The 18,972-nt window shown below is 30.7% G+C and carries 20 protein-coding genes; 9 read left to right on the plus strand and 11 right to left on the minus strand.

The window, feature by feature from the left end:
* The first annotated feature begins 33 nt into the window (after nt 1-33).
* Nucleotides 34-330 carry a helix-turn-helix domain-containing protein gene (locus BSF41_RS11760; protein WP_172426895.1) on the plus strand — a complete coding sequence of 99 codons (297 nt, stop codon included), beginning with the start codon at nt 34-36 and terminating at the stop codon, nt 328-330.
* Nucleotides 305-1,147, plus strand: a complete 843-nt coding sequence (locus BSF41_RS11765) for a reverse transcriptase family protein (protein WP_172426896.1) — start codon at nt 305-307, stop codon at nt 1,145-1,147. Before BSF41_RS11760 ends, BSF41_RS11765 begins: the two co-directional genes overlap by 26 nt.
* 82 nt (nt 1,148-1,229) lie before the next feature.
* Here BSF41_RS11765 and BSF41_RS11770 read toward each other — a convergent pair whose 3' ends face one another.
* The 6 genes from BSF41_RS11770 to BSF41_RS11795 all read right to left on the minus strand — a co-directional run bounded on the left by BSF41_RS11770 (nt 1,230) and on the right by BSF41_RS11795 (nt 6,166).
* On the minus strand, nt 1,230-1,652 hold the full coding sequence (locus BSF41_RS11770; RefSeq protein ID WP_095929685.1) for a helix-turn-helix domain-containing protein: 423 nt from the start codon (nt 1,650-1,652) through the stop codon (nt 1,230-1,232).
* A gap of 254 nt (nt 1,653-1,906) precedes the next feature.
* Nucleotides 1,907-2,656 carry an SGNH/GDSL hydrolase family protein gene (locus BSF41_RS11775; protein ID WP_095929686.1) on the minus strand — a complete coding sequence of 250 codons (750 nt, stop codon included), beginning with the start codon at nt 2,654-2,656 and terminating at the stop codon, nt 1,907-1,909.
* A gap of 57 nt (nt 2,657-2,713) precedes the next feature.
* Nucleotides 2,714-3,142, minus strand: a complete 429-nt coding sequence (locus tag BSF41_RS11780) for a hypothetical protein (RefSeq protein WP_095929687.1) — start codon at nt 3,140-3,142, stop codon at nt 2,714-2,716.
* Between the two features lie 67 nt (nt 3,143-3,209).
* A complete protein-coding gene (locus BSF41_RS11785; RefSeq protein WP_095929688.1) occupies nt 3,210-3,983 on the minus strand; it encodes a helix-turn-helix domain-containing protein in 774 nt (257 codons plus the stop codon).
* Between the two features lie 131 nt (nt 3,984-4,114).
* Nucleotides 4,115-4,897, minus strand: coding sequence for a DUF3050 domain-containing protein (locus tag BSF41_RS11790; RefSeq protein WP_095929689.1), 783 nt, complete (start codon nt 4,895-4,897; stop codon nt 4,115-4,117).
* A 90-nt stretch (nt 4,898-4,987) separates the two neighbouring features.
* Complete coding sequence (locus BSF41_RS11795) at nt 4,988-6,166, minus strand: acyl-CoA dehydrogenase family protein (RefSeq protein WP_095929690.1); 1,179 nt, start codon at nt 6,164-6,166, stop codon at nt 4,988-4,990.
* A 164-nt stretch (nt 6,167-6,330) separates the two neighbouring features.
* On the opposite strand from BSF41_RS11795, the gene BSF41_RS11800 reads away from it, so the two are divergent.
* A complete protein-coding gene (locus tag BSF41_RS11800; RefSeq protein ID WP_095929691.1) occupies nt 6,331-8,106 on the plus strand; it encodes a helix-turn-helix domain-containing protein in 1,776 nt (591 codons plus the stop codon).
* 21 nt (nt 8,107-8,127) lie between these two features.
* On the opposite strand, the gene BSF41_RS11805 is transcribed toward BSF41_RS11800, so the two are convergent.
* Genes BSF41_RS11805 through BSF41_RS11825 form a run of 5 tightly spaced genes read right to left on the minus strand, consistent with a single transcriptional unit; the run spans nt 8,128 to nt 9,051 of the window.
* Nucleotides 8,128-8,280, minus strand: coding sequence for a TIGR04149 family rSAM-modified RiPP (locus BSF41_RS11805; protein WP_095929692.1), 153 nt, complete (start codon nt 8,278-8,280; stop codon nt 8,128-8,130).
* 46 nt (nt 8,281-8,326) lie between these two features.
* A complete protein-coding gene (locus tag BSF41_RS11810; protein ID WP_095929693.1) occupies nt 8,327-8,473 on the minus strand; it encodes a TIGR04149 family rSAM-modified RiPP in 147 nt (48 codons plus the stop codon).
* Nucleotides 8,474-8,517: 44 nt separating this feature from the next.
* Nucleotides 8,518-8,664, minus strand: a complete 147-nt coding sequence (locus BSF41_RS11815) for an rSAM-modified peptide (RefSeq protein WP_095929694.1) — start codon at nt 8,662-8,664, stop codon at nt 8,518-8,520.
* Nucleotides 8,665-8,712: 48 nt separating this feature from the next.
* Nucleotides 8,713-8,862 (minus strand): rSAM-modified peptide, encoded by a 150-nt coding sequence (locus BSF41_RS11820; RefSeq protein ID WP_095929695.1) that lies wholly within the window; start codon nt 8,860-8,862, stop codon nt 8,713-8,715.
* Nucleotides 8,863-8,910: 48 nt separating this feature from the next.
* Nucleotides 8,911-9,051: an rSAM-modified peptide gene (locus tag BSF41_RS11825; protein ID WP_095929696.1), complete on the minus strand. Its 141-nt coding sequence runs from the start codon at nt 9,049-9,051 to the stop codon at nt 8,911-8,913.
* A 589-nt stretch (nt 9,052-9,640) separates the two neighbouring features.
* Here BSF41_RS11825 and BSF41_RS11830 point away from each other — a divergent pair.
* The 6 genes from BSF41_RS11830 to BSF41_RS11860 all read left to right on the plus strand — a co-directional run bounded on the left by BSF41_RS11830 (nt 9,641) and on the right by BSF41_RS11860 (nt 18,971).
* Nucleotides 9,641-11,197, plus strand: a complete 1,557-nt coding sequence (locus tag BSF41_RS11830) for a vitamin K epoxide reductase family protein (RefSeq protein ID WP_095929697.1) — start codon at nt 9,641-9,643, stop codon at nt 11,195-11,197.
* Nucleotides 11,198-11,260: 63 nt separating this feature from the next.
* Entirely contained in the window at nt 11,261-11,443 is a 183-nt protein-coding gene (locus BSF41_RS11835) for a hypothetical protein (protein ID WP_095929698.1), read from the plus strand.
* A gap of 1,388 nt (nt 11,444-12,831) precedes the next feature.
* Nucleotides 12,832-14,115 carry a hypothetical protein gene (locus BSF41_RS11845; RefSeq protein ID WP_141248138.1) on the plus strand — a complete coding sequence of 428 codons (1,284 nt, stop codon included), beginning with the start codon at nt 12,832-12,834 and terminating at the stop codon, nt 14,113-14,115.
* Between the two features lie 8 nt (nt 14,116-14,123).
* Entirely contained in the window at nt 14,124-15,212 is a 1,089-nt protein-coding gene (locus BSF41_RS11850) for a DUF6625 family protein (protein WP_216359044.1), read from the plus strand.
* Complete coding sequence (locus tag BSF41_RS11855) at nt 15,175-16,716, plus strand: vitamin K epoxide reductase family protein (protein WP_095929701.1); 1,542 nt, start codon at nt 15,175-15,177, stop codon at nt 16,714-16,716. Before BSF41_RS11850 ends, BSF41_RS11855 begins: the two co-directional genes overlap by 38 nt.
* Nucleotides 16,717-16,778: 62 nt before the next feature.
* Nucleotides 16,779-18,971 (plus strand): peptidase domain-containing ABC transporter, encoded by a 2,193-nt coding sequence (locus BSF41_RS11860; protein WP_095929702.1) that lies wholly within the window; start codon nt 16,779-16,781, stop codon nt 18,969-18,971.
* Nucleotide 18,972: the final 1 nt, after the last annotated feature.

The raw sequence follows: 18,972 nt of genomic DNA on the forward strand, positions 1-18,972 counted from the left end.
CGACACCCCTTTAATTTTTTTAAACTAATTATTATGAATATAGGTCAAGTCATCAAAGGCGCAAGAAAACAGAAGGGGCAAACTCAGAACGAGTTTGCTTTATCTTGTGGAATCACTCAGACATATCTTTCTCAAATAGAAAATAATTCAAAGGAGCCCAATTTATCGACTTTAAAAGTTATAAGTCAAAAGCTTGATATTCCTTTGCCCATATTGTTTTTTATGTCTTTAGATGAAGAAGATGTAGCTCCAGAAAAAAGAGAAGCTTTTGCAATTATAAATCCATCCGTTAAATCCTTTATTAGTGAATTCTTTAGAGATAAAAAATAAATTGTTTTTACCATCAATTATAGGTGAGAAAAGTAAAGATCTTGATGAGATTATACAGTCAATAGATAATCATTATAGAGAGCGTATTGAACAAAAAATTGATAATAAAACGGGAAAGCCTAAAACATACTTAGATGGAACTGTTAAGGAGCGAATAATTCGACCTTCAAAAAAAAGATTGAATCTTATTCAGTCAAAAATTAAAGATAGAATTCTTTCTAAAATTGAATTGCCAAAGAATGTGCATGGTGGAGTGAAGAGAAAGAGTAATATAACAAATGCAAAACCACATCAAGGCAATAAATATGTTTTTGTAACAGATTTAAAAGATTTTTATCCTTCAGTTAAATCGAAGAAAATTCACGATTTATTTATTGAATTAGGTTATAATAAACAGTTTGCTTTTTATATGACTAAATTAACAACTTGGAAAGGTGAACTGCCACAAGGGACTCCGACAAGTACACATCTTTCAAATATATTTTTTCTTAAAACAGATTATGAGCTTATAAAAATATGTGAGGAAAATGATATTACTTATACTAGATATATTGATGATTTAACATTTTCATCTCCAAAAAACTTTCAACACGTAATTCCAACTCTTTTAAGTATAGTGAAAAAAAGTGGATTAAAAATTAGTTATAGGAAAACAGATTATCAAGGAAAACAAACTGTTACAGGAGTTAGGGTGATGCTTTATAAAATTGATGCACCTCAAAAGATAATTGAAAAAGCAAATATGGAAATTGATAATCATCCATCATGTAAACCTTTCAGTAATTACGTTGAGAATATAAGAAAAACTAATCGATAAATTCTTTATTTGAAATCTTTTCGTAATATAAAAAAGAGATCTAAACAAGATCTCTTTTTTGTGGTTTCTTATTTTAAGAAACTTATTTCTTATTCAACAACTTCTCCAAATACTCATTTTTATCCTTTTCAGATTGCAATAATCGTTCGTAAAGTTTCTCCTTTTCTGCATAAACTTCAACTAATTTATCTAAAGGATTAAAAGTGCAATTGTAATTGTTAGAATTAAATATTCCATTACCGCCACTACTATTATCATAAAAGTTGTTGAAATAATTAATCATATTTTCTTCCGAAAAGTTTTTAATTGCTTCAACGGTCATTCCAAGTGCTTTTGCCACTTCTTTAAGCTTTTCTTCGTCTACGGTTTCGCTGTTTTCCATAGCAGAAACACTCTGTTGACTCATTCCTAAAGCTTGTGCCAAAGCTTCTTGTTTCATGTCTTTCAGCTCACGAATTCGGCTGATTTTTCTTCCTATATGACTTGGTCTTGTTGTTGTGCTCATACTTCAAAGGTATTTAAAATTTTTAGAGAAAAATAGATTTCAGTAAAAAACAGGCTAGATTTTGTAAGATACGGTTTATAATTATTCTCGAAAAGCCAAATTTATGAAAAAGAAAACGTCTAATCTAGCCCCGATAGAAGCGATATCCTTTTGTGTTGGGGTTCAACACAAAAGATACAGTCCCGATAGCTATCGGGACGGGACTAAACGTGATTTTGAAAATGAGTTTTTCTGCTTCTAATAAATAAAAAATCTTAATCCTGTAGTGCTATTTTAACCTTAGGCATCATCTTATCGACAAACATTCTATAAGCGGCTTCTGAAGGATGCAAACCATCTGAAGCAACCAAAATAGGATTGTTAAGTCCTTCGCGCGTGATTTCTGTAATCGATACAAAGGCAATTTGATTGTTATTGCAATATTTCTCTGCAAAAGCATTATATTGGTTAATTTCTGTTGAAATTGTACCGCTTTGATTTCCTGCAAGAGCTTGTCCGTATGGAGTATACGCGTAGTCTGGAATAGAAATTACGACAACATTTTTTCTGTCGCCTTTGGCTAGCATAATGGCTTTGTTGACTAATTCTGGGAATTCTTTTTCGTAAATAGAAAAACTTCTGTGCTGAAATTGATTGTTAACACCAATTAAAAGTGTTACGAGATCGTAGTTGGATTCTGGATTTTGAGAATCAATGGCCGAAATTAAATTGGATGTTGTCCAGCCTGTTGTAGCGATTATTTTAAGAGAAATGCTACTAGAGTACATGGCGTTTAAACTTGCCTTTAATTGCTCAGGAAAACGGCATGTAGCGCACACGCTTTGACCAATGGTGTAACTGTCGCCTAAAGCTAAATAATTTACTTTGCTGGCAATTGGTGGTTCTGTGGTTTTAGGTGGAGTTACAACTGGTGGAGAAGTTGTGGGAGTAGTTTCGTCTGAACTGCAGCTCAAAAGAAATACTGAAAGTATAATAGTAACTATTTGTTTAAAATGTGGTTTCATAATTTGTTCCAATTAGATTCTAGTCGCTTTAAACAAATAGTTACGTTAAATGACTAGTTACGGTTTTGTGGCTTCTTTGTAAATATTTCGTTCCATAGTAATGTGAAGTCTTTCAAACATTTCAAAGATATTAAAACTTTCTTTTTTATAGTAAGCTTGTACAGCTTCTTTGGCGCTTTTCAAGACCGTTTCATTTTCCCAAACGGCAATTGTAATGTAAATTAAATTGCCTTTTTCATCAACGCGTTCGTAAGCATTGTCATTTACAAATCCGTTTAAATGTTTTATAAAGTTTCGGTTGATTTGCACTCGTTCTAAAAATTCTTGTCTTGATTTCTCAGGAACAATAAATTTATCGATAAAAATTTGCTGCATGGTTTCTGATTTTTTAGGTTCAATTTCTGAATTGATTGTTGTTGATTGAGCATTTGTTCTATAGCTGAATAATGTCAAAAAGACAATTACGATTAAAAGATTTGTTTTCATAATTCTTGTTTTTATTGATGTAAAATTCAGAATTACGAAGCTCTAATCATTGTAAAAAATCATTGATTTACCAAAATGAAGGAAAGTTGAAAAACTCTGTTGGAGTTTGTCCTGTAAACAATTTGAAGTCTTTATTAAAGTGAGGCTGGTCAAAATAACCCGCATCAAAAGCCAGATCTATAAGGTTTTGGTTTTTTTGTTTGTGATCGATAATTGATTTTATACGAACAACATAACAAAACTGTTTTGGAGATGATCCAATTGTTTTTCGGAATCTTTTCTCAAAAGCATCTTGACTGATAAAAAGTGCATCGGCAAGTTCTTTTATTTTAACGATGCCTTTTTTAGATTGTATGATATTAATGGCAGCCGAGATTAAATCGTCTGGTTTATAATTGTGGAGTCTCGATAAAAGAAACTGTTCTATAATTGCAATTTTTTGATTGTTGGTTTTTGCTTCGGCTAAAAGTTCTTCAATAATGGCAATTTTTTGCCTTGGAATAAAGTTGTCGAGCGAAACACTTTCTTCAAATAATTCATGAAGCGGTTCTTTAAAAAAAGCTTTAGCACCAGTTTCTTTAAACTGAACGACAAGAGTTGCCGTATCTTTTGCATAATTAATTAATCGTACAGATTTGCGAATACCCGAAATTGTAGAAAGGGGTAATTTATCATGCCGATTTTCTTGAATATAATTGACGTCGCCTTTGCAGCGAAAAGCAATTGCTAGCGAAGTGCTAGGCAAAACCCTGTTTGTCAATTCGTCTTCGCTTTGAATAATTCTGTAAGTTTTGACAAAAGGCTTTAATTGTTCTGTTGGAATGAAATCGATAATTTTCATTTGAAAGTGTTTTCAACAGTTTGAATGTCAAAGGTATGAAAAACAAAATTCCAATAACTTACCTGTTGTTAAAACAGTTTCTGTTATTGGAATTTTTTAGAAAAGAGTTACGTTAAATAATTTATTTTATTTTAAACCATTTCGGTTTTCATCACGATTTCTTCTTCGATGGCGTTCCAAAGTGCGATACGTCTTTCTAAGGCAAGAATTGAAACTTCTTCAACTTCTTTCCATTTTTGAGCATCTTCTTCACATAGTTCTGTAATCATTTGCATAGCCATTGGTCCATGCTCGTCGGCATCCAATTCGATATGTCTTTCAAAATAGTATAGCAATTTTGCTAGATCTGTATCGGGAAGGTTTTTCTGGAAATTTTTCAAAATCTGAGTAAACATACTCGGAATCAAATCTTCTCTTCCAAAGGTAAATGCAGCAGCAATTTCGTGTGGTTTTCCTTCTTCGATAACTCTAAAAGTAAAATCAAGGAAAGATTTTACATTTGGATGTAATGAACTTTGTTTGATGGCAACAAATATATTTTGAAGCGAATGTACTTCTGATAAAAAGCTTAAAACTCCGGTTGTATTGGCTCCACAAGCTTCCATTGCTTCTAGATACATTTCGTAGTGGCTTTGTCTTCTTCCGTCAATTGTCAAATCGGTTTCTTCTGCAAGAACAATTTCGTTAATTAAATAACGAGTTTCTGGGTTTTTAGTTGCAAACCAAGGTGTTGTTGTGCAAGTAAGTTTGGCCTGCAATGCTTTTAAAAGTGACATAAAATCCCAAACAGCATAAACGTGTGTTTCTAGAAAGCTGTGTAAGTCATCTATGTTTTGAATCTTATTGTATAAAGAATGATGTAATAGTTGGTCTTTTTGTGTTTGTATGCTTTTGTTTATCGTTTCGATATTCATTTTAAAAAAATTTTAATGCAAAGATAAAAAGCTTCTCTGTTAGAAGAAGCTTTTTAAGATTGATTTTGTATATATTTTAATAATTATCAATTATTTAAACGCAGGGATTCCAGTTACATCCATTCCAGTTATTAATAAATGTATATCGTGAGTTCCTTCGTACGTAATTACACTTTCTAGGTTCATCATGTGGCGCATAATAGAGTATTCGCCTGTGATTCCCATACCTCCAAGCATTTGTCTTGCTTCGCGAGCAATAGTAATCGCCATGTTTACGTTGTTTCGTTTTGCCATAGAAATCTGCGCAGTCGTAGCTTTTCCTTCGTTTCTTAAAACACCTAAACGCCAAGTTAATAATTGTGCTTTTGTGATTTCGGTAATCATTTCGGCCAATTTTTTTTGCTGTAATTGAGTTCCTCCAATTGGTTTTCCGAACTGGATTCTTTCTTTTGCATATCTTAAAGCAGTGTCATAGCAGTCCATTGCTGCGCCAATTGCTCCCCATGCGATTCCGTAACGAGCAGAATCTAAACAGCCAAGCGGTGCGCCTAAGCCAGATTTATTTGGTAAAAGGTTTTCTTTTGGAACTTTTACGTTATCAAAAATAAGCTCGCCTGTTGCAGATGCACGAAGCGACCATTTATTGTGCGTTTCTGGAGTCGAAAAACCTTCCATACCACGTTCTACTATTAATCCGTGAATACGACCTTCTTCATTTTTAGCCCAAACAATAGCAATATCGGCAAAAGGAGCATTTGAAATCCACATTTTGGCACCATTTAAAAGATAATGATCACCCATATCTTTAAAATTGGTAATCATGCTTCCTGGATCCGAACCATGATCGGGTTCTGTTAAACCAAAACAGCCAATAAATTCTCCTGTAGCTAGTTTTGGCAGGTATTTCATTCTTTGTTCTTCATTTCCGTATTTCCATATAGGATACATGACTAGAGAAGATTGTACAGATGAGGTTGATCTTACGCCAGAATCGCCTCTTTCGATTTCCTGCATAATCAAGCCATAAGAAATTTGATCTAGTCCTGCGCCTCCATATTCTACAGGAATATAAGGACCGAAACCACCAATTTCGCCAAGACCTTTTATAATTTGTTTAGGAAATTCAGCTTTTTGAGCATATTCTTCTATTATAGGAGAAACTTCTCTTTTAACCCACGCACGTGCAGATTCGCGAACTAATTTGTGTTCGTCTGTTAGCAAATCGTCTATGTTATAGTAATCTGGAGATTGAAATAGGTCTGGTTTCATGTTATTTAATTTAGCAAAGCAAATTTACTGAATAAAAATATAACAAATAGATATAAAATTGTTATATTTTTTTATAGTAAAAATAAAATTAATAGGAATTTGGCAAATAAATTGTAGTTTATTGATAATTTATAGACTATTTTTGAATTCCAAAAACAAACTTAATGAGGCTGATCATCTCTTTTTTCTTTTTATTACTAATGCTTTGCAGTGGAGCTGCTCAAACCAATGGAGAGCTTACAGAAGAAAAGTATTTAGAATTACAGGATAAAATCCGCTTTAGTGTTAATGGAGATAATGATGAAGGCTTAGGTTTTGTGAATCAGATGCTTAAGTCTAAAGATAACATCCACAAAGCTTTTGCTTATGGTGCAGGTTCGTATTTGTATCAGTTAAAAGGAGATGCTGATAAGTCTGAAAAAATGTATGCGGAAGCGATAAAGCACTTAGACAAGATTCCTGAATCAAACGAAAAAACAAAACTGCAAGCTTATCTGTGTAACTATAGAGGTCTTACTTATTGGAAAAGATCTAATTATGGTAAGGCTCTGGGCAGCTATCAGGAAGGAGTTAAACTTTCTACTAAAATAGGTGATGTTGTTCAAATTGTAAAATTTAAAGCCAATATTGCTTTGCTTAATGAAAGTGTTGGCAACTATCAGTTATCTATAAAAATCTTAAAACAAAATGAAGCATTCTTAGACAAGAATGAAAGTCTGTACGAAAAAGATCAGTTTCAAAATTCTAAAAGCAACACTTATACCAATCTTGGAAATTCTTACGAAGGATATTATTCTAAAAATCGTGAAAAAACCTATTTATTAGATTCTGCGGAATATTATTACAAAAAAAGTGTAGCCTATTCGGATAAATTTATCGATAACAAGACTACTGCCAAACTTAGTTTAGGTAATATTTATGTATTTAAAAAGGACTTTACCAACGCCGAAAAAATTTATTACGATATCTCTTTTTATGCAAAACAAGTGGACAATGAATCGCTATATCAAGTTGCTTGTTTTAATTTAGGAGACCTTTATTATTCGATTAAAAAATATGATAGAGCGCTTATATTTTTAAAAAAGGTAGATTCTATTAGTCAAAAAAACAAAACGGTAGACATTAGTTTTTTTAGGTCTAACTATATACAGGCTAAAATTTACAGTATCAAAAATGAACCTGAGTTAGCCTACAAACACTCTAAACTATACTTGGATTCTTATGAAAAATATGAAGGAAATCTTAGAGATGAAGCATTAGAGGTTAACTATAAATTGGGTACGGCAGATCTTAGCGGAGAAATGCTTAGCGTTCAGGAGAAATATAAATATGAAGTGTTTTGGAATAAAGCATTAAAAATATTTTATGTCATTCTCGTAGTTGGAATTGTATTTTTTCTCATAAAAAATATTAGGGATAAAAATAAAGCGCAAAAGAAAATGAACGCTTTAATTGAAGAGTTCAAAGCTAATCTGGAAAGAAAAGAACTTGAAAAAACAGAAACTGAGCAAGTTGCAGCTGAAGCAATAGTAACAGAAATTCCAGAAGTAGAGGATGTTGCCTTGAAAAAAGAAAATGCTAATTTGAGTATCGACGAAGCCAAAGAAAATAAAATAGTAGAAAAACTATTGCTTTTGGAAGAAAAGCTAGAATACTTAAATGCCGATTTTACGCTTTCCTATGCTGCAAAAAAAATAAAGACCAATACCACTTATTTGTCTTATGTAGTGAATAAAAGATTTGGAAAATCATTTAGTGAATATTCTAATGAATTGAAAATTAACTACGTGATCAATCAGATGATTACAAACCATTTGTATCGAAAATATTCGACGCAGGCAATTGCAGAAAGTGTTGGTTTTAAAAATGCCGTATCTTTTGCAAAATCATTTCGCAAAAGAACCGGAGTGTCTCCAGCTCAGTTTGCGAATAATATTTAGTTTCATAAGATGTAACTTTTTTTAATTGTTTCCATTTCCGCCCGTTTTTTTAGGCTCGTTTTGATTATTTGGATCAATAGTTGGATCGTCACCTCCTCCTTTAATTGTTTTTAGCTCTTTTCTAGAGATTGCTTCTAATTGAAAATTTCCGAATGTTAATTTTTTATTTTTCAAGACTTTATTTTTTTTTGGATTAGTTTTTAAAAGTTTTTTCTATTGCTTAGGGATTTCCATTCCCGCCCGTTTTTTTAGGCTCGTTTTGATTATTTGGATCAATTGGATCGTCACCTCCTTTAATTGTTTTTAGCTCTTTTCTAGAGATTGCTTCTAATTGAAATTTTTCGAATGTTAATTTGCTATTTTTCATGACTTTATTTTTTTGGATTAGTTTTTAGAGTTTTTTTCTATTGTTTATGGATTCCCGTTTCCGCCAGTTTTTTTAGGCTCGTTTTGATTATTTGGATCAATTGGATCGTCACCTCCTTTAATTTTTTTTAGCTCTTTTCTAGAGATTGCTTCTAATTGAAAATTTCCGAATGCTAATTTGCTATTTTTCATGACTTTTAATTTTTTGGATTAGTTTTTAAAGAGTTTTTTTTCTATTGCTTATGGATTCCCGTTTCCGCCAGTTTTTTTAGGTTCGTTTTGATTATTTGGATCAATAACTGGATCGTCACCTCCTTTAATTGTTTTTAGCTCTTTTCTAGAGATTGTTTCTAATTGAAAATTTTCGAATGTTAATTTGCTATTTTTCATGACTTTTAATTTTTTTTGGATTAGTTTTTAAAGAGTTTTTTCTATTGTTTATGGGTTCCCGTTTCCGCCAGTTTTTTTTGGCTCGTTTACATCATTTGGGTCTATATTTCCCCCTCTAATTATTTTTTGTTCTTCTTTAGAAAGTTTATCTATTTGAAAATCGCTGAATGTTAATTTTGAATTTTTCATGTTTTTGATATTTGTATTATTGAAAATTAGTACTATAAATCTTTCATAAATATTTTTTGGCAGTCACATCAGATGCGATAAAAAACAGCGCTAAAAATTGATTATGTAAAGTTTTTTGGGTTTATTTTTTGGTCTTTAAAAGCAGTAGAAAAAGAGATTTATTTATAAGTTAATTCCGATTTTTTAAAATTGTTTTTCTTTGCTTTTTTGGGAGTGTTTTTTGTTCTTTTGGAGGATCAATTATGGACTAAATTGGTCATTTTTTGCATCCTCTTTTTATGATTTTTTTCTTGTAAAATCACCTCTTTTTTAGGGCCTATTTTTCATGTTTATTAATGTTTAGATTATTACTTATCCAAAACTAGATAAAAAGCGAAACCGTTAATCGAAAATGGGCTTTTGAAGCTTTTTGATAAATAAATAAACATTTAAAGTCTTGTATTTCAACATGTTGTCGTGGTTACTATACTTGGTATAATTTATAAATTGTATGTGGTATAATTAATAAAATGTATGTGTTCATGCGATTTTAATCAATAAAAACCCCAATCTTTGCAGTGTAATTATGATTTAAAAACGATCCAAAACGATGTTAAAGCTGGTCCAAAAATTTCTGCAAATCAATCGCTACTCAGATATCAAAAATGAGTTTAAGGATCTGTTTTTGTCACATCCAAATTATCCGAGTTTGTTTGCCATTACAGACTCGTTTGATTTGCTTTCTGTAGAGAACGCAGCAGTGAGAGTTTCGAAAGAGCAGATTGAAGATTTGCCTTCAAACTTTTTGGCTTATTTTAAAGACGAATTAATACTGGTAGAAAAAATTAAAAGCGGCGTTAGAATCACAACAACAAAAAAAGGAACTCAAAAATTATCTTATGATAAATTCCTTTTAGACTGGAATGGTGTAATTGTAGCTATTGAACCAAACAATGTTGTAGCAAGAGATAATCTTAAAATAGAATACAATTGGTTGAAATATTTTCTGCCTCTTGCCCTAGTAGCTGGATTATCTTTCTTCTTTAATCGTTTTGATTTGTTTAGCGCTTCCTTTTTGGTAACATCAGTACTAGGTTTTGTTGTAAGCATATTTATTGTACAGGAGAAATGGGGAGTTAAAAACACCGTAATTTCAAAATTCTGTAATTTAAGTTCAAATTCTTCTTGCCATTCTGTAATAAGTTTCAATGATGATATTGCAAATAGATGGTTGAGTTTTTCAGATTTGCCATTGCTTTTCTTTGGATCAAGCATCATTGCCATATTAGTTCAGCCTTTAAGTTCGGCTATTTTTATTGGATTCTTAAGTCTATTAGCCATTCCAATAATAGTTTGTTCGATCTGGATTCAGAAATTCGAGATTCAAAAATGGTGTATAATGTGTTTAGCAATATCATTCTTAATCTTGGTTCAAAGTATTGTTTGGTTTTCATCAGATCTTTTTACATTGAGTTTTAGTTTTAATGCCATTTTTCCTTATGTATTTTCTTTATTGCTTTTAATTCCGATCTGGGCGACAGTTAAAGTGATGATTAAAAAAATGCTTGATAATGAGAACTCTTTAAAAGAGCTTAAAAAATTTAAAAGAAATTATTCGCTATTAAATTTCTTATCTAAAAAAGTAAAATATACAAAAGGATTTGAAGATTTAAGAGGCTTGACATTTGGCAATAAAAATGCAGGAGTTAGACTTTCTGTAATTCTTAGCCCAAGTTGCGGACATTGTTATAAAACTTTTCAAGAAGCTTTTGATTTAGTATTGAAGTTTCCAGACAAAATATTTTTGAATGTTCTCTTTAATATTAATCCAGAAAATAACGACAATCCTTACAAAGCAGTTGTAGAAAGACTATTAACAATTAATAGAACAACGCCAGGAAAAACAGTTGAAGCAATCTCAGATTGGTATATCAAGAGAATGGTTCACAAAAAATGGCTTAAAAAATGGAATGTTGATTCTGTAAGCATGATGATAAATCAGGAAATTCAGAAACAATACGATTGGTGCTCTATGAACAATTTTAATTATACACCTATTAAAATTGTCAATGAAAGGCTGTTTCCAAATGAATATGAATTGAACGAATTGAAATATTTCTTAAATGATTTTGTTGAGGAAGTTCAAGTTTTAGAGAAGACAGCATAAAAAAACAGAAATTTCGACTGTTAAAATAGAAAAAGTGAATCCCCCGATTTAAAACCTGCAGTTATGTTAAAGAATATTTTGAAATTGAAAGGTGCAGTAGAATTGACTGCAAATGAGCTGAAAACAATGAATGGAGATCATGCTCCTATTTGTGAAGATGGATTTAAAGCGAAAAGATGTACAGAATTTGGAACTGTGAAAGCACATTGGAACTGCATACCAAATAGTTACGTCGGAAGTTGTTAAGGAATAAATAGTAAGCATCAAGTTATTAGGGATTTGAGGCTTAAACTCAAAAATGTAAATAACCAGTTATGTTAGAAAAAATTTTAAAAAGCAAAGAAACAAGAAAGCTGACAAAAAAAGAGCAGAAAAGCATTTTAGGAAGTGAGTATTCACAAGAACTGAATTGCAATGACACAGCTGTCGAGAAATATTATGCTTGCTAATTTTAATGTTTAGATAGTAACAATCAAACACTGTTATTATATAAAAAAGGTATTAATTATGTTAAAGAAGATTTTAAAACTCGAAGGTGCTCAGTACATTAACAAAAATGTACAGAAGACCATGAAGGGAGGAATTCCAGATTGTTGGGTTTATGCTTTGGAAGCAGGATGCATTTTAATACCGTTAGGCGAAACTTGTCCGCTAAATACATCATCGGGTATTTGTGATACAAGTCGTCTTTGTTGTTGATTTTTAACTTTTTTTAAAAGTAATACGATATAGCCTTATTTAGAATTTAGTCATGTTTTTTTTGAATGTATAGGCGCTCGATCGTGGAACATTGAGCAAATTCTCAGTATTGATGATTGGTACTGAGATTCTTAGGAGTTGGTCGCTGTGTTAATTTTATTTGGTTAGGGTAACCGCGACCATGTCCTAAAGAAATTGTGTTGCTAAAATTTGTTTTTAAATACGAAACAGAGAAGATTATATCTTCTCTGTTTTTTTATGTTAAAATTTAAATATTGCTATTTTGTAAGTTTAAAAGTATTATATTTATAATAATCATAAGTTTAATCTTAAAATTATAAATTTGATCGCGAGCAAATCATAAAACTTTAAAATTATCTATGAGTTATTTCCTAACTATAACATTTTTAAAATTATGAAAAATTTACAAAAATTTGGTAAAGCTTTAAGCAAAGCTGAAATGAAGAGTATTAATGGCGGATTTTCTTGCTCTTGCAATGGTCGTTATCTAGGAGAGTATTCTTCTGCTAGCGCATGTTGCTCTGCTTGCAATGTAAGTTGCTAAATTACAGAGTAGGGTAAGGAGGCAACTCCTTACTCTTTATTAATTTTTCTTTTAATCAGCAACAAAGCCTTCAGAATTATCTTAAATTATTATGACTATAAGTATTTATAAATATAAACAAAGACTACTAGTTTTGTTTCTTGTGCTATTTTTTAACCAGGAAATTTTTTCGCAAAATAATGCAGTTATTCTAGGCAAAGGTTTTGATAAACAAAATGGCAAACTTCTTAAAGTAGCAAAACCAATTGGAAATTATCCTAAAAGTTTTTATAAAAAAAATGGCGACGATATAAAAGTTGAAAATGGCCAATTTGTAAAAAAATTAGAATTAGATTCTAATGGCTTTATTACAGTTTATGAAGATCCGTATATGTTTGGAAGTTTTTCTTTTTTTGTAGAGAAAGGAGATTCCATAATAATAGAACAAAAAAAAGATAGAATTGAAATAAGCGGGAATAATTCAGCTTTTAATAACCTTTATACAAATAATTCATACTTAAAATTAAGTGCAGATAGCGTTTTTGATGTTTTGACGGTTTTAAAAAAGTACAAAAATGCAGATGATGTTATTAAAAATGTAGATATTCAAAAACAAAAAATATTTAATTTTTACAAAGTTTTAAACAAAGAGAAAAAAATTAGTGCGAATTGTTTAAAAGCAGTTAATGCTGAAATAGAGGGGCGAATTAATTTTTTTGCGGGTAATTATTCAGAAAACGGAAGAAATGAGGAAACGAAAAAAAAATTAGGATTAGCATTTGATACAAAAGAAGCTCAAAAATTAGTTGAGTTTTATAATTCAAAGTATTCTGTATTCAACGAAAATAGTTTGTATAGTACCATATTGGATCAAAACCTCTATATGACGGGTTGGAATATGGAAGCACAGGCCAAAAAAACAAATAAAAAAGTCAATAGTTTTTGGAATCAATTTGATGAGCTATTTAAAAGTTGCAGATCAAATTTTGGTGTAATTGATTTTGTAGAGCCCGAACAATACAAAGAAATATATATTGCAAGTTGTATTTTTGAGTCAATACGATTCAATTGTGTAAAAAATAAAAAAGACTTAATAGCTGTTTACAGGGCCTTTATAAAAAAATATCCTGAAAGCAATTATAATATGATAATTGAGAATCTTCTTTTTGAAGATGATCTAAAACAAAAGGAGAATAATAATTCTCCAATAGGAAGTTTAAGTTCGTATGACTCAACTGTTGGGTTGTCGATTTCAAATAGCCTTATTGATGAAAAGAAATCCTTTGAGGAGGCAATTGCTGAAAAATATCCAAATCAAAATTTGTTCATTGATTTTTGGGCAACATATTGCTCTCCATGTATTAAACAATTTGAATATAATGACGAACTGCATCTGTTTTTAGGCAAACAGGATATTAAAACGATGTATGTGACTATTGATAACGAAGCAAGTGTTGATTTATGGAAGAAAATGATTAACGACTACGGTTTAGTTGGGTATCATTATTTTGCAAGCGAGATCTATAGAAATGAAAAAATAATGAAAGCAGTTATTGATTATGTGCCTCATTATTTTGTTTATAATTACAAAACAAAAAAAATAACTTTAGTTGAAGGTTATCCAAGCGAGAAACAAAAATTTTATGATAAAATAACGGCTTCCCTTATTAAATAAATTAGAGCATGGATAATCCTAAGAAAATAGCTTTGCTATATCCTTACTATGGAAAATTTCCATGGTATTTTAAATTTTTCATTGAATCATGTAAGTACAATCCGTCAGTAGATTTTATAATTTTCACAGATATAAAAATTAATGACGAACTGCCGAAAAATATAATTGTAATTGAATACTCATTTTTAGAATTGAAAAAATTAATAAGTGAGAAAATTGGCTTTTCTGTTTCATTGAATTCTCCTTATAAATTATGTGATTTTAAGCCCGCATATGGAGTAATTTTTTCAGAATTTATTACTGATTATGACTTTTGGGGACATGGAGACATTGATTTAATCTTCGGAAATATAAGGACATTTATGACCGATGAGATTTTAGATAATTTTGATGTGGTCTGTGTTCGGGATGAATACGTTACAGGTTTTTTTACTTTGTTTAGAAATAATGAATTTGTAAATAAATTATATGAGGAAAGTAAAGATTATAAGTTTGTTTTTCAGAACGAAAAAAACTTTGTATTTGATGAATGCGGCAACTTGTTTTCAGAGCTTCAAGCGGGAGAATCTATTTTTGAATTAGAATCGGAAATAGAAACAATGACTCATGTGATAAAAAGACTTAATCAGGAAGAAAAAATTAGAGCTTATTTTGATTTCTTTGTTGTTGAAGGTGTTCCAGGAAATTTACTTTGGGATAATGGTACGCTTAGCTTTAAAGATCAGTACGAAATACTATTGTATCATTTAATCTCATTTAAGAATTTTCCACACTTTGTGCCTTTTTTTTGGAAAAAAGTACCTTCAAAATTTTATATCGGTAAGAATTACTTTTCCTCTTATCCTGAGAAATCCTTTAGAATTAAGTTCTATAAGATATTCTTTGAATTCTATTTAAGCATTTTAAATCTAAAAGAGGCATTTTCGAGATGGCTTGAAAATTTAAAAATATCTACATTATTATTTTTTAATAAAAACGCATATGACGTAACAGAGGTAGTTATAATCATAGATAACAAAAAAACAAGAAAGGTAAAAAGGTTAGAAAAAAAACAAATTAATGGAAAAGCTTCTAAAGAGATTTTTAGTATTAAATGATTATAAATATTTAACTGAAGAGTTTACTGACCTATTTTTATCTCATCCTAATTATCCTAGTTTGTTTGCTATAAATGATACTTTAGATATGCTAAAGATTGAAAATATAGCAACTCGAATTTCTATCGATCAATTTGAAGATTTACCAGATTCTTTTTTAGCATTAATAAATGAATCTAGTATATCTGAAGAGCTAGTGTTAATAGAAAAGAAAGATTTAAATATTTTAGTTCATTATAAAAATCAAAATTCAATCATATTAAATCGGAATGAGTTTAATGACATTTGGACTGGAATTGTTCTTGGTTTAGAGGCAAATACAGAAAAAAAAGGTAATGCTAATATCAAAAGCAAGTATTGGTTTTATCTTGTGCCAACAGTTTTTATATTTGGTTTTATATTTTATAATTCATTTAATTGGATCAATTTAGTTTTTTTCTTTTCTACACTAGTTGGTCTTATATTTAGCATCTTTATAATTCAGGAAAAGTTTAATTTGACAGAAGAGTCATTGTTTAAATTTTGTTCTTTAAGTAAAGAAGTATCATGTAATAGTGTTATAAAATCAGATCAACAATTCTTTTTTGGACTTTTAAGTTTTTCTGATTTACCTCTGATTTTTTTCGGAAGTAGCTTCTTTAGTTTTATTTTTGACACATATAAAGCAACTCTCACTATTGGGATGTTAAGTATTGTTGCAATTCCATTTATTTTATATTCTATTTGGTTGCAAAAAGTAAAACTAAAAAAATGGTGTTTACTGTGTTTGATAATATCATGTATTCTACTATTTAATGCAGGCTTTTATTATTCGGTTTTATTTGAGGGAAATTTTTATTCTTATAGTATTTACTTTGAGTATATAATCTCTTTAGTTCTTGTGATGTCATCTTGGTTGATAATAAAGCCAATTATTTCTAAAAATATAGATTTAAATACACAAAATAAGGAATTAAAACGATTTAAGCGTAATTATAAAATATTCAAAATACTAACGGATTCAAGGCTTGTTTTAGAAGAGAAATTTCATAATCTTGATAAGATATTTGTAGGGAATTCAGGTGCTAAAATCGAGCTAAATTTAATTTTGAGTCCAAATTGTAAATATTGTCATATTGCTTTTAAAGAAGGTGTAGATTTGGTAAAGAATTATCCTGATAAAATATCTTTGAGCATTTTGTTTAATATTAATAAAGACAATCCATCGGTAACTATTCCATGCAAAATTTTACAAATCAAGAAAAATAATCCTGAAAAAGTTGCTGAAGCACTATCTGACTGGCATATTGATAATCTTCCAATAGAAGATTGGAATAAGAAATGGGATATAGTTATAGAAGATGAGACTAAAGTACAAATCCAGACACAATATGATTGGTTTGAAAAAAATGGATTCAATTCTGTACCTGTAAAATTAATAAATGGAAGTATCTATCCTTCTGAATATGATTTGCTGGATCTGAAATATTTTATTAGTGAAATGGCAGAGGACGCAATATCATAGTAATTTTATACTCTTTTGTAAGTATTTTAGATTATATTGCTGACAATAAATTTGAATGAAAATTGAAAAAATTTCCCCATTATAAACAGGCAGATTACAAAGATTGTGGCCCAACGTGTTTAAAAATAATTGCAAAACATTACGGAAAAACAATCAAAATTCAGGAATTGCGTGATGCAAGCGAGACAACTCGTGAAGGAAGTAATCTACTTTTTTTAAGCGATGCTGCCGAAAAAACAGGCTTTAGAACTTTAGGGGTAAAGCTAAGCCTGGAGAGATTAGAAGAGGTGCCCTTGCCTTGTGTTCTGCATTGGAACCAAAACCATTATGTTGTACTTTATAAAATCAAAAAAGGGACATACTATATTTCTGATCCAGGTTTTGGACTAATTCAATATAATAAAGAAGACTTTTTAAAATTCTGGATTGGCAATAATGCCGACGATCAAACCAAAGAAGGTGTGGCATTGCTGTTGGAACCAACACCTGTTTTCTTTCAGTCTGAATTTGATAAACAAGAAGGTGGAGAAATAGGTTTTGGACTGTTATCGCATTATATTCTTCGCTATAAATCATTTTTGATACAGTTGAGTATCGGTTTATTGGCCAGCAGTTTGCTGCAGCTTATCTTCCCTTTCTTGACTCAAAGTATTGTTGATGTCGGAATCCAAAATCAAAATCTTAATTTTATTTATCTGGTTCTTTTTGCCCAGCTTTTTCTTTTTGCTGGAAGAACAGGTTTGGACCTTATTAGGAGCTGGATTCTACTACATTTATCAACCCGAATCAATATTTCCCTTATTTCAGATTTCTTTATTAAATTAATGAATCTGCCTATTTCCTTCTTCGATGTCCGAATGACTGGAGATATCATGCAGCGAATAAATGATCATCGCCGTATCGAAAAAATTCTTACCACATCATCGCTCAATGTTCTATTTTCTGTAATTAATATGTTTATAATGGGAGCTGTTTTGGCTTATTATAATCTGCAGATTTTTTTAGTCTTTTTTGCAGGAAGTGTGTTATACTTTGGTTGGATAATTCTATTCTTGAAAAGAAGAGAAGCATTAGATTATAAACGATTTGCAGAAATTTCGAATGAGCAAAGTAAAGTAATAGAGCTGATAAACGGAATGCAGGAAATTAAGCTTCATAATGCCGAAAAGCAAAAACGATGGGGCTGGGAGTATGTTCAGGCAAGACTTTTTAGGGTTTCTATAAAAGGATTGGTTTTGGAGCAGACTCAAACCATTGGTTCTTCAATTATTAATGAATTAAAGAATATTTTTATCGTATTTCTTTCGGCAAAATTAGTGATTGATGGTTCTATAACTTTAGGTATGATGTTAGCAATCAGCTCGATTGTTGGGAGTTTAAATGGGCCGATTACGCAGCTTATTGAATTTGTTAGGGAGCTTCAGGATGCTAAAATATCTTTAGCCAGATTGTCTGAAATCCATCAAAAAGAAGATGAAGTCCAGCAGGAGGTCAACCAGACAAGTGAAGTTCCGCAAGATGTCGATATAGAAATTAAAAACCTTTCTTTTCGATATTTAGGTTCAGATATTCCTGTTTTAGACAATTTAAGTCTTGTAATTCCGAGCAATAAAGTAACGGCAATAGTTGGTGTTAGCGGAAGCGGTAAAACGACTTTAATGAAGCTCCTGCTCAAGTTCTACGAACCTGAAAAAGGAGAAGTGCTTATTGGAAACGCACAGCTTAAAAATATTTCGCAACATGCATGGAGAGCTAATATTGGAGCCGTAATGCAAGAAGGTTTTATTTTTAGTGATACCATTGCGAACAACATTGCTATTGGAGTTGATAAAATTGATAAAGAGAGATTGCTTTATGCTGCAGATGTGGCAAATATTAAACAATATATCAGTGAGCTGCCTCTAAATTTTAATACCAAGGTAGGTTCTGAAGGATTGGGAATGAGTACAGGACAGAAACAGCGTTTGCTTATAGCAAGAGCCGTTTATAAAAATCCCGAAATTTTATTTTTTGATGAAGCCACTTCGGCTTTAGATGCCAATAATGAAAAAGAAATCATGAAAAAACTCGATATCTTTTTCAAAGAAAAAACGGTTGTGGTAATCGCGCATCGATTGAGTACTGTTATGAATGCTGATCAGATTGTGGTTTTAGATAAAGGAAAAATCATAGAGATAGGAAGCCATTCGTCATTGGTAGAACAAAAAGGTAATTATTTTGAATTGGTTAAAAACCAACTGCAATTAGGAAATTAAT

Origin of the sequence: Flavobacterium sp. ACN2, assembly GCF_002303885.1 — a bacterium.
In the GTDB taxonomy this organism is placed as follows: Bacteria; Bacteroidota; Bacteroidia; order Flavobacteriales; family Flavobacteriaceae; genus Flavobacterium.